Annotated in this window: 9 protein-coding genes; 5 read left to right on the forward strand and 4 right to left on the reverse strand. The window is 67.8% G+C overall.

Annotation, left to right across the window (positions count from 1 at the left end; all coding sequences use genetic code 11):
• Positions 1 to 133: 133 nt before the first annotated feature.
• The gene (locus HPA01S_RS21700; protein ID WP_066273467.1) at positions 134 to 1360 is read right to left on the reverse strand and encodes an MFS transporter; all 1227 of its coding nucleotides are present in this window, start codon (positions 1358 to 1360) and stop codon (positions 134 to 136) included.
• Between the two features lie 123 nt (positions 1361 to 1483).
• On the opposite strand from HPA01S_RS21700, the gene HPA01S_RS21705 reads away from it, so the two are divergent.
• Positions 1484 to 2440 (forward strand): LysR family transcriptional regulator, encoded by a 957-nt coding sequence (locus HPA01S_RS21705; RefSeq protein ID WP_066273469.1) that lies wholly within the window; start codon positions 1484 to 1486, stop codon positions 2438 to 2440.
• 36 nt (positions 2441 to 2476) lie between these two features.
• Here the strand turns inward: HPA01S_RS21705 and HPA01S_RS21710 are convergent, their stop codons facing one another.
• Positions 2477 to 3385, reverse strand: coding sequence for a LysR family transcriptional regulator (locus HPA01S_RS21710; protein WP_174525315.1), 909 nt, complete (start codon positions 3383 to 3385; stop codon positions 2477 to 2479).
• A 100-nt stretch (positions 3386 to 3485) separates the two neighbouring features.
• On the opposite strand from HPA01S_RS21710, the gene HPA01S_RS21715 reads away from it, so the two are divergent.
• The 3 genes from HPA01S_RS21715 to HPA01S_RS21725 all read left to right on the forward strand — a co-directional run bounded on the left by HPA01S_RS21715 (position 3486) and on the right by HPA01S_RS21725 (position 8413).
• Positions 3486 to 5651, forward strand: coding sequence for a thiamine pyrophosphate-dependent enzyme (locus tag HPA01S_RS21715; RefSeq protein WP_066273471.1), 2166 nt, complete (start codon positions 3486 to 3488; stop codon positions 5649 to 5651).
• 88 nt (positions 5652 to 5739) lie between these two features.
• Positions 5740 to 7350: an indolepyruvate oxidoreductase subunit beta family protein gene (locus HPA01S_RS21720; RefSeq protein WP_066273472.1), complete on the forward strand. Its 1611-nt coding sequence runs from the start codon at positions 5740 to 5742 to the stop codon at positions 7348 to 7350.
• Positions 7351 to 7411: 61 nt separating this feature from the next.
• A complete protein-coding gene (locus HPA01S_RS21725; protein ID WP_066273475.1) occupies positions 7412 to 8413 on the forward strand; it encodes a Bug family tripartite tricarboxylate transporter substrate binding protein in 1002 nt (333 codons plus the stop codon).
• 36 nt (positions 8414 to 8449) lie between these two features.
• Here HPA01S_RS21725 and HPA01S_RS21730 read toward each other — a convergent pair whose 3' ends face one another.
• A complete protein-coding gene (locus HPA01S_RS21730) occupies positions 8450 to 9337 on the reverse strand; it encodes an MBL fold metallo-hydrolase (protein WP_066273477.1) in 888 nt (295 codons plus the stop codon).
• 260 nt (positions 9338 to 9597) lie between these two features.
• On the opposite strand from HPA01S_RS21730, the gene HPA01S_RS21735 reads away from it, so the two are divergent.
• Positions 9598 to 10302 (forward strand): SDR family oxidoreductase, encoded by a 705-nt coding sequence (locus HPA01S_RS21735; protein ID WP_066273482.1) that lies wholly within the window; start codon positions 9598 to 9600, stop codon positions 10300 to 10302.
• 10 nt (positions 10303 to 10312) lie between these two features.
• On the opposite strand, the gene urtE is transcribed toward HPA01S_RS21735, so the two are convergent.
• Entirely contained in the window at positions 10313 to 11005 is a 693-nt protein-coding gene (gene urtE / locus HPA01S_RS21740) for an urea ABC transporter ATP-binding subunit UrtE (protein WP_066273483.1), read from the reverse strand.
• Between the last annotated feature and the right edge of the window lie 174 nt (positions 11006 to 11179).

Below are 11179 nucleotides of genomic sequence, written 5' to 3' on the forward strand. Positions count from 1 at the left end.
GCCTTCGGCGCTTGGAGGGGGGACGGCAGCTCGGGCCGGCCTAGCCGGACCCTTGATGCCTCTGGACAAAGGCACTTCGCGCGTGACGGGTCGCGCTCCGGTGGGGTGGAAGAGTGACGCGTCCCGAGAAATCTCAGCAGGTGGCGGCCTGCGCCTTTGCGTCTTCGCCCGTCCGGGTCGGCGACCAGAGAACCAGCACCAGCGCCAGCAACGCCAGGGCCGCGCCACCGTACATCACGGCCGCATAGCCCATGCCCGCGCTCAGCACGGCCGCCCCCATCGCGGCGCCGATCGCGTTGCCCAGGTTGAACGCGCCGATGTTGACCGACGATGCCAGGCCAGGCGCTTCCGCGGCCGCCCGCATCACGCGCATCTGCACCGGCGGCACCAGGGCGAATGCCGCCGTTGACCAGACGAACAGCGCGACCGCGGCACCGATGTGCGTGCCCGCCATGAACGGGAACGCGGCGAGGCTCGCGGCCTCCAGCAACAGGAAGCCGATGACCGTCTTCTCGATGGACCGGTCGGCCAGCTTGCCACCAACGGAATTGCCCACCGTGAAGCCCACACCGGTGAGCGCCAGCATGGCGGTGATGAACATCGGAGACGCCTCGGTGAACAGCTTCAACGCCGGGTTGATGTAGGTGTACAGGGCGAACATGGCGCCCGAACCGAGCACCGTCGTGAGCAGGCCCTGCAACACCAGCGGCCGGGTCAGGACCTTGAGTTCGACACCGAGGTTCGGCGCGGTGCCCTTGCTGCCGGCCGGCAACGCGAAGCGCAGCGCGAGCATCGCCAGCACCCCCAATCCCGCGATCGCCGCGAACGATTCACGCCAGCCGACCGCCTGGCTCAGCCAGGTGGCCGCCGGCACGCCCCCGATGTTCGCCACCGTCAGGCCCGCGAACATGAGCGCGACGGCGCTCGCCTGCTTCTCGCGCGGCACCAGGCTTGCGGCCACCACCGCGCCGATGCCGAAAAACGCGCCGTGGTTGAGGCTGGTGATGACGCGTGCCACCATCAGGCTGGCGTAGCCAGGGGCAATGGCCGACAGCAGGTTGCCCAGTGTGAAGATCGCCATGAGCGCCATCAGCGCCCTGCGGCGCGGCCAGCGCGCCAGCAGCAAGGTCATGAAGGGCGCACCCACCATGACCCCGACCGCGTAGGCCGACACCAGCAGCCCCGCGGAGGGCACGGAGACGTTCACGCCATCGGCGATGGTGAGCAGCATGCCCATCGGGCCGAACTCGGTGGTGCCGATGCCGAACGCCCCGATGGTGAGGGCGAGCAGGGGAAGGGCTGCGTTGCGCGGGGCATCGGATACCGCTGCCGGATCTGTTGTGAAGGTGTGGGCGTGCATGGATCGAGGGCCTCATCGACGAAGAAAAGGCCTGGGGTTTTTACGGAGTCCGGCGATTCTGATCGCCTTAACTTTCCCGAAAAAGGCCAGAATCTACAAAATACCTTTGCCAGATACGGGAATATGAAAGCCACCCTGGAAGAACTCACGGTGTTCCTCGCGGTCGTCGATGCGGGGTCCTTGACGGCGGCGGCGGAGCACCTGAAGCAGCCGGTCTCCACCACCAGCCGCTTGCTGGCCCGGCTGGAGGAAAAGCTGCAGACCACGCTGCTGCGCCGGACGACCCGGCGGCTGGACCTCACCGACGAGGGCAGCCGCTTTGCACGGGATGCGCGCCACATCATGGAAGCCGTGCAGCTCGCCGAAGACGGCCTGATGGAGCGGCGTGGGCGACTGTCCGGCCCCCTGCGGGTGGACGCGGCGACCCCGTTCATGCTCCATGTGCTGGCCCCGCTCATGCCCGGCTTCCAGTCCCTGCACCCCGAGGTGAAGCTGGTGCTCAGCAGCAACGACGGCTTCATCGACCTCCTGGAACAGCGGGTGGACATGGCGGTGCGCATCGGCGAGCTGGAAGACTCGACGCTGCACAGCCGCCTGCTGGGTTGCACACGCATCCGCCTGCTCGCCAGCCCGCACTACCTGCGCCAGGCGGGCACGCCGGTCGAAACCAAAGACCTGCTCCAGCACGCGCTCCTGGGGTTCATCCATCCCGAATCGCTGAACACATGGCCGGTGCGGCATGCCGACGGCAAGCTGCTGCGCGCCGAGCCGGCCATGCTCGCGGGCAGCGGTGAAACACTGCGGCAACTCGCTCTCAACGGGCAAGGCATCGTCTGCCTCTCCGACTTCATGACCGCGCGCGACGTCGTGGAGGGCCGCCTCGTGGAAGTGCTGCCCGGCCTGACAGAGCCGTCCTCGCGGCCCGTGCACGCGGTGTATTACCAGCAGTCGGCCATCTCCTCGCGCATCGCCTCGGTGGTGCGGTACCTGGTGGACGCGCTGCGTGTTCCCGAATCGCAATGGGCCAGGGCCACCGCGCTGCCGGCAGGCCGTATCGCACCGGCTGTGAACAAGCCCTAGGCGCTTCAGGCGTCGGTGTGCCCCGTTGGGTGACGCTCAGAGTTCACCGAACAACTGCAGTACCTGCTCGCGCAGCCAGCGGTTGTCGGGGTCGGCTTCAAACCGGTGGCTCCAGTGCAGCGACACGGTGAAGTCGCAGTCCCGGAACGCCGGCCGCACGATCACGCAGCCACCGGTCTCCACAAAACCCTGCGCGATGTTGCCGGGCATCACCACGCACAGGTCGGTCGCGCTGACGATCGAAGGCAGCACCATGAAATGCTCGGTCGTCAGCCGCAGGCGGTCCTGCAGGCCCGTCTGCGCGAGGATGCGCAGGGTGTCGCTGTGGCTGCGCACCGCCACGAAATCGAGTTGCTTCAAGGCCTTCAACTGCTCTGCACCGCGCAGCCGGTTGAGGCTCGCCAGCATCGGGTGCCCCGCGCGCAGAAGCACCACATAACGGTCGCGCAGCAGCTCGGTGTGCTGGGTGTCCTTCACCTGCGGCAGGAAACCGAAAGCGGCATCGATCACGCCGCTGTCCAGCGCATCGGCCAGCTGGGCGTGCGCAACAGGCCGGCTGGCCACGCGAACGCCCGGCGCCAGCCGCTGCAGGGTCGCCATCAGCCCGGGCAGGAAACGGCTTTCGCCAATGTCGCTCATGTGCAGGCGAAACAGGCGGCGCGAGTGGGCCGGGTCGAACCCGGTGGATTCGTTGAGCGCCTGGGACAGGGTGTTCAACGCGTGCTGCACCGCATCGGCCAGGGCCACCGCCTTGGGCGTGGGCTTCACACCACCGGGCGCCCGCACGAACAACGGGTCCTTGATGAGCAGGCGCAAGCGCGTGAGGCCATGGCTCACCGCCGGCTGCGTGAGCCCGAGCCGCTCGGCCGCCCGGCTCACATTGCCCGCCGAATACACCTCGTTGAAGAGGCGCAGCAGGTTCAGGTCGATGTCATTGATATGCACAGAACTAATGTAGCTTAGTGATTTTCGTTTATTGATCAAACCGCATTGCATCCCCATACTCGCCCACCACCCCACGTACAAGGCAAGCAGGAGACAGCCGTTGGAAGTTTCATTCACCAAAGAGATCGAGTCTTTGCGGCTCGGTGACGGGCAAACCTTTCATGGCGAAGGCATCCTGGCCATCACGAAGGCCTTGCTGCAATCGGGCGTGTCCTATGTAGGCGGGTACCAGGGCGCTCCGGTGTCCCACCTGCTCGACGTGATGGTGCAGGCCAAGCCCTACATGGACGAGCTCGGCGTGCACGTGGAGGCCTGCTCCAACGAGGCCTCGGCCGCCGCCATGCTGGGGGCCTCCATCCACTATCCGCTGCGCGGCGCCGTCACCTGGAAGTCCATTGTCGGCACCAACGTGGCGGCCGATGCGCTGTCCAACCTGGCCTCGCCCGGTGTCACCGGCGGCGTGCTGGTGGTCGTGGGCGAGGACTACGGCGAAGGCGCCAGCGTGATCCAGGAACGCACGCACGCCTTCGCGCTCAAGTCCAGCATGGTGCTGCTCGATCCGCGGCCCGATCTGGCCTGCATGGTGCACATGGTTGAACAAGGCTTCCGCCTGTCCGAAGCGTCGAACATGCCGGCGCTGATGGAGCTGCGCATCCGCGCCTGCCACGTGCGCGGCAGCTTCACCACCAAGGACAACGTCAAGCCCGCGCTCTCCCGCCACAACCTGATCGAGGAACCGGCCGGCTTCGACTACATGCGCCTGGCGCACCCACCGGTCACGTTCCGCCACGAAAAGCTCAAGGGCGAAGAGCGCATTCCGGCGGCGCGCCGCTACATCGTCGAGAACGGCCTCAACGAACACTTCGACGGCGTGCACCAGGACCTGGGCCTGATCGTGCAGGGCGGCCTGTACAACACGCTGATCCGCTCGCTGCAGCAGTTCGGCCTGGCCGACGCGTTCGGCCAGACCGCCATTCCCATGCTGGTGCTCAACGTCACCAGCCCGCTGGTGCCCGAGCAGCTCACCGACTTCTGCGTCGGCAAGCGCGCCGTGCTGTTGCTCGAAGAAGGGCAACCCGAGTACATCGAGCAGGAGCTGGCCACGCTGCTGCGCCGCAGCGACATCCAGACACCCCTGCACGGCAAGGACATGCTGCCCCATGCCGGCGAATACACCGCCGAGGTGATGGCCAATGGCCTGGCGCAGTTTGTGGGCCGCTACCTGCAGGACCCGGTCACCCAGCCGGTGGCCGACGCCGCGCGCGCCTGGCTGAAAGGCAACCAGACCCGCCGCGCCGAGAGCGTGCAACAACTGGAGGAGCCCCTGCCCGCCCGCCCGCCCGGCATGTGCGTGGGCTGCCCCGAACGGCCGGTGTTCTCCGCCCTCAAGCTCGCGCAGCAGGATGTGGGGCCGGTGCACATCGCGGGTGACATCGGTTGCCACGCCCTCGCCACCTTCGAGCCGTTCTCGTTCGGCCACTCCATCCTCGGTTACGGCATGAGCCTGGCCAGCCGTGCCGGCGTGTCGCCGGTGATGAAACGGCGTGTGCTCTCGGTGATGGGCGACGGCGGCTTCTGGCACAACGGCTTGCTCACCGGCGTGCAGTCGGCGCTGTTCAACGGCGACGACGCGGTGCTGCTGATCTTCAAGAACGGCTACACCTCGGCCACCGGCACGCAGGACATCATCTCGACGCCCGACGACGAGGCCAAGGAACAGGCCGGCAACAAGGCGCAGAGCCTGGCGCACACCAACCAGACCATCGAGAGCACGCTCAAGGGCCTGGGCGTGCAATGGCTGCGCACCGTGAACACCTACGAGGTGGACAACGTGCGCGCCACGCTGACGGAAGCCTTCACCACCGAGTTCCAGGGGCTCAAGGTGATCGTGGCCGAAGGCGAGTGCCAGCTCGAACGCCAACGCCGCGTGAAGCCGTGGATCAACAGCCTGCTGAAAACAGGCAAACGCGTGGTGCGCGTGAAGTACGGCGTCGACGACGACGTGTGCAATGGCGACCATGCCTGCATCCGCCTCTCGGGCTGCCCCACGCTGACCCTGAAGGACAACCCCGACCCGTTGAAGGTCGACCCGGTGGCCACCGTCATCGACGGTTGTGTGGGCTGCGGCCTGTGCGGCGCCAACGCCCATGCGGCCACGCTGTGCCCGTCGTTCTACCGCGCCGAGGTGGTGCAGAACCCACGTTGGCACGAGCGGCTGGTGCACAGCCTGCGCGGCGGCATCGTGCGCCTGCTGCAGCCGGCCTGAGCATGCGCGCCCTCCCCCACCCTGATCGCCTGTTGCCCGCCGCAGCAACACGACCGCCCCTTTGACGAGCAGCCCAGCAAGAGGCCCCATGAACCAGACCCCACAACCGATCTCCCTGCTGCTCTGCGCCCTTGGTGGCGAGGGCGGCGGCATTCTCACCGACTGGCTGGTGGAAACCGCGCGCCAGGCCGGTTACCCGGCACAGGCCACCTCCATCCCGGGCGTGGCCCAGCGCACCGGTGCCACCACCTACTACCTCGAAATCTTTCCGCTGCCGTTTGCCGACCTGGGTGGACGCCGCCCGGTGTTTGGCCTCAACCCGCTGCCCGGCCGGCTGGATGCGCTGGTGTCTTCCGAACTGCTGGAGACTGGCCGCCAGATCACCAACGGCCTCGCGTCCAGCGAACACACGCTGGTGATCAGCTCGTCGGCGCGGGCGCTCACCACCGGTGAAAAGATGGTGATGGGCGACGGCCGGCGCGATGCCGCCGAGCTGCTGACGCTGGTCAACACCCACAGCCGCGCACGCCACGTGCTCGACATGGCCGCGCTGACCAAACAGGCCGGCACGGTGGTGAGCGCGGTGATGTTCGGCGCCATCGCCGGCAGCGGCCTGCTGCCGTTCGCCCGGCGCGACTACGAAGCCGTGATCGGCGACCGCGGCGCCAGCGCCAAGGCCAGCCTGCGTGGCTTCTCGCTCGCTTATGACGCGGTGAGCGCCCAGCGCACGCAGACCGACTACATCGCGCAGGTGCTGGCCACCGAAGCGGTGACCACGCCGAAGGCCAAGCCCCTGCCCGACGCGCTGCGGCGCGAGTTCCCGCTGGAGGTGCACGAGATCATGGCGCTGGGCCACGCCCGCGCCTGCGAGTACCAGAACGCGGCCTACGGCGAGCGATACGCCGAGCGCCTGCGGCGGGTGCTGGCGGCCGAAACGCAGGGCGATCCGCAGCACCTGCACGCCTACCGCACGACGCAGGAGATGGCGCGCTGGATCGCGCTGTGGATGGCCTTCGACGACATCGTGCTGGTGGCCGACCTCAAGAGCCGCGCCAGCCGCAGCGCACGCGTGCGCGACGAGGTGAAGGCCGGCAACGACGACCTGCTGCGCGTGTACGACCACTTCAAGCCCGGTGCGCCCGAGTTCGCGGCCATGCTGCCCGAGCGGCTGGCGCAGCGCGTGCTGGCCTGGGACCGCCGGCGCGTGGCCGCTGGCCGCGCACCCTGGGCGCTGCCACTGAAGATCGGCTCGCACTCGGTGCTGGGCATGCTGGCGCTGCGCGCCCTGGCCGCCACCAAACGCCTGCGCCCGCTGGGCAGCCGCTTCCAGACCGAACAGGCGCTGATCGACCGTTGGGTTGACGCCGTCGTGCAGCTCGCCGCCGTGCACCCGCCGCTGGCCCACGAGGTGGCCCTGTGTGGCCGCCTCATCAAGGGCTACGGCAGCACCAACGAACGCGGCAAGGACAACCTGCTGCACATCATCGACCACCTCGCCCTGCCCGCATTGGCAGAACCCGCCAGCGCCAGCCAGCGCACACAGGCCGTGGCCGCCGCACGCGAGGCGGCACTGAGCGACGAAGCCGGCAAGGCGCTCGACCAGGCGCTGCGCCAGCACGGCGCTCCCGCACGGCCGGTGAAAGCGCAACCGATCCGCTGGCAACACAATCCCCGGCTCAAGGTGCGCGCCAAGACCTGAGCCCGAACGCATCGGCATCCGCATCCCCCCCATCAACACCAACGACAACCAGGAGACAAACATGACCCCACGAAACTCATCCCGCGCCACCCCATGGCGCCTCGCCGCCGTCGCCGCCACCACCGCCCTGCTCGCGCTGGGCAGCACCAGTGCCGCGCTGGCGCAGAGCTGGCCCGACAAGCCCGTGAAGGTGGTGGTGGGCTTCCCGCCCGGCGGCGCCGCCGACCAGATCGCGCGCCTGGTGTCCGCACCGCTGGCGGCCGCGCTCGGTCAACCGGTGGTGGTGGAAAACCGCGCTGGTGCCAACGGCAACATCGCGGGCGAGGCCGTGGCCAAGTCGGCCGCCGACGGCTACACCTTGCTGCTCAGCTCGGGCGGCATGGTCTCGGTCAACCCGCACCTGTACCAGCGCCTGAGCTTTGACCCGGTGAAAGACCTCACGCCGGTGGCCTCGGCCGCCCGCGTGGCGGTGTACCTGATGGCCAGCCCCAGCTTCGCGGCCAACGACGCGCGCGCGCTGATCGCCCAGGCCAAGGCCAACCCCGGCCGCCTGACCTATGGCTCGGCCGGCAACGGCAGCTCGCCCCACCTGGCGGGTGAAATGCTCAAGAGCCAGGCCGGCATCTTCACCGTGCACGTGCCGTACCGCGGTGCCGCGCCCGCGCTGAACGACCTGATGGGTGGCCAGATCGACTACTACTTCGATCCCGGCATCGGCCTGGCCCATGCCCGGGCCGGCCGCACCAAGCTGCTGGCCGTGGGCAGCCTCAAGCGCTCGCCGCTGTTCCCCGACGTGCCCACGCTCGACGAGGTGGGCCTGAAGGGCTTCGACGCCGACTCGGTGTTCGGCTTCTACGCCCCCACGGGCACGCCGCCCGCCGTGATCAACAAGCTGAACGCCGAGATCAACAAGATCCTCGCCACGCCATCGGTGAAGGAACGCATCATCGCCCTGGGCGGCGAAGCGATGCCGCTGTCGCCAGCCGAGTTCGGCAAACGTGTGCAGGACGACTCGAAGCGCTTTGGCGCCATCATCCGCGAGCGCGGCATCACCGCCGAATAAAGGCCGGCAGCGGGCGCCACCGTGCGCCCGCTCGCCTCACCACTTCATCTCGCCCATGCCGACGCGCGCGCCGATGTGCAGCGCCACCGGCAGGCCGGCCTCGGGGTAGGCCCGCTCCATGGCCCGGATCAGCGCGTTGCTGCCGGGCGCCATTGCCAGCTCGGCCTCCAGGCGGTCCAGGTAGTCCCGGGTCCAGCGGATCTGCGACACATCCTGCGCACTGTCCGGCAGGCTGCAGCCCGGAATCACCCGCTCCGGCTGCAAGGCCAGCATGCCGTCGAGCGTGCGGCGCCAGTCGGCCCGCGCCTGGTCGTCGGACGTGCACGCGGTCCAGAGGTGCACGGCACCGTAGACGTTGAGCCCGGCCACGAGGGTCTTGATGGCCGGTATCCAGACATAGCTGCGGTGCTGCTGGCTGTCGTCGATGCTCCGCACCTCCAGCACCTCGTTTTCCAGCACCAGGCGGTCGCCCTGCAACAGCGTGGGCAAGCCCGCCACATGGCGCGCCTGCGCCGCGGCCGAGCGGCCGAACATCTGGCGGTTCGTGATGAGCGCGGCCTCAATCTTCTGCAGCGTCGGCGCCGTGGCCAGGGCCACCGCATGCGGGAAGTGCTGCTTGATCACGTCCAGGCCGATGTGGCAGTCCGGGTCGGGCCAGCCGACGTAGATCGTCTTCAAGACCTTCTTGCTGTCCAGCACCATCGCCGTGATGCGCAAGGCGTCGGCACGCGACAGGCCGATGCCCAGCAACACCGCATCGGTCTCGCCGCACACCAGCACGGCATTGCCATGGAAGCTGGCGGCGTCGGCGTTGTAGACCTGAATGCTCAAGGGTGCGTGCAAGGCATCGCCGCCTATGCGCTCCCGTTCACGCTCTGTCGCCTGCGACTGCATCACGTTGGCAAGAGATTTGAGCCGATCCATCCCGATCTCCGTTTTTTTGGAAACACAGTCGCGCCCTCTGCATGGCGACAAACTTCGTACGACATATCAAATGAAGTAGTTTGTTTGTATCCCAAAAATGGTGCGCATGTCGCGCTATTGGTTTCGACGTGGGGTCTTTACGCCGGGGGCTTGAGAGCCCCACACGGGAATGACCACCACGCGCCGGGCCAGCGCGGTCCGAGGGGACAATGCCGGCTTTGCATCCACATTCGCACCAACAGGAGTCCGGCATGGCAGCAATGGCAGAAGGCAAGGTGGCGGTGGTCACCGCAGGTGGCAGCGGCATGGGCGCGGCGGCCGCGCGGCGCCTGGCGGCCGACGGGTTCCGGGTCGCGATCCTGTCCTCGTCGGGCAAGGGCGAGGCGCTGGCCAAAGAGCTGGGCGGCCTGGGCGTTACCGGCTCCAACCAGTCGAAGGACGACCTGCAGCGCCTGGTCGATGAAACCCTGCAACGCTGGGGCCGCATCGACGTGCTGGTCAACAGCGCGGGCCACGGCCCCAAGGGCCCGCTGCTGGAAATCACCGACGAACAATGGCACCAGGGCATCGACGTCTACCTGCTCAACGTCATCCGGCCCACGCGCCTGGTCACCCCGGTGATGCAGCAACAGGGCGGTGGCGTGATCGTCAACATCTCCACCGCCTGGGCCTTCGAGCCCAGCCCGATGTTCCCCACCTCTGCGGTGGCGCGCACCGGCCTGGCCGCGTTCACCAAACTCTTCGCCGACCAGTACGCGGCCGACAACGTGCGCATGAACAACGTGCTGCCCGGCTGGATCGACAGCCTGCCGCAAAACGATCAGCGGCGCGACAGCGTGCCCATGGGGCGCTACGGCACGGCCGAAGAGATCGCCGCCACCGTGGGCTTTCTCGCCTCGGACGGCGCGGCCTACATCACCGGGCAGAACATCCGCGTGGACGGTGGCCTGATGCGTTCGATCTGAAGCAGCCGCTTCAGATGGCGACCAGCTGGCGCACGCCCCTGGCCTGCATCTCGCTGCCCGGCCCGCTGGCGATGACCTCGCCGCGTTCCATCACCACGTAGTGGTCGGCCAGGGCCTCGGCGAAGTCGTAGTACTGCTCCACCAGCACGATGGCCATGTTGCCGCGGTCGGCCAGCATGCGGATGACGCGGCCGATGTCCTTGATGATGTTGGGCTGAATACCCTCGGTGGGTTCGTCGAGGATCAGCAGCTTCGGCCCCGCGGCCAGCGCGCGTGCGATGGCGAGTTGCTGCTGCTGGCCGCCCGAGAGATCCCCACCGCGCCGGCCGAGCATCTGCTTGAGCACCGGGAACAGCTCAAACAATTCAGCCGGAATCGGCGTGCTGCCCTTCTTCGTCGCCAGGCCCATGAGCAGGTTCTCCTGCACCGTGAGGCGACCGAAGATCTCTCGGCCTTGTGGCACGAAGCCGATGCCCAGGCGTGCGCGTTCGTAAGGTGTGGCCTTGTGGATGGGCACACCGTCGAGTTCGATGCTGCCGCTCTTGATGGGCACCAGGCCCATGAGCGATTTGAGCAGCGTGGTCTTGCCCACACCGTTGCGGCCCAGCACCACCGTGACCTTGCCGAGTTCGGCTTGCAGGTTGACGTTGCGCAGGATGTGGCTACCGCCGTAGTACTGGTTGACTTCCTTGACTCTCAGCATGTTGGTTTCCTTCCTGCGGTGTTGCTGTTGTGGCGAGCCGGGTTTCGGCCCGGCGGGCTGTCTTGCGCTGCTCGGTCTGACGGCAGGGGAGCGGGGGCGGGATCACTCTCCCTCCGGGAGAGGGTTGGGGTGAGGGCTCTGTGCTTGCAGTGGTGTGTCTTCTTTCGTGGCTGG

This window comes from Hydrogenophaga palleronii NBRC 102513, from assembly GCF_001571225.1.
GTDB lineage: Bacteria > Pseudomonadota > Gammaproteobacteria > Burkholderiales > Burkholderiaceae_C > Hydrogenophaga > Hydrogenophaga palleronii.

Excerpts from the sequence above, each read along its gene's own strand:
- HPA01S_RS21700 (WP_066273467.1), bottom strand. The coding sequence starts at position 1,360 with ATGCACGCCCACACCTTCACAACAGATCCGGCAGCGGTATCCGATGCC.
- HPA01S_RS21705 (WP_066273469.1), top strand. The coding sequence starts at position 1,484 with ATGAAAGCCACCCTGGAAGAACTCACGGTGTTCCTCGCGGTCGTCGAT.
- HPA01S_RS21720 (WP_066273472.1), top strand. The coding sequence starts at position 5,740 with ATGAACCAGACCCCACAACCGATCTCCCTGCTGCTCTGCGCCCTTGGT.
- HPA01S_RS21725 (WP_066273475.1), top strand. The coding sequence starts at position 7,412 with ATGACCCCACGAAACTCATCCCGCGCCACCCCATGGCGCCTCGCCGCC.
- HPA01S_RS21730 (WP_066273477.1), bottom strand. The coding sequence starts at position 9,337 with ATGGATCGGCTCAAATCTCTTGCCAACGTGATGCAGTCGCAGGCGACA.
- HPA01S_RS21735 (WP_066273482.1), top strand. The coding sequence starts at position 9,598 with ATGGCAGAAGGCAAGGTGGCGGTGGTCACCGCAGGTGGCAGCGGCATG.
- urtE (WP_066273483.1), bottom strand. The coding sequence starts at position 11,005 with ATGCTGAGAGTCAAGGAAGTCAACCAGTACTACGGCGGTAGCCACATC.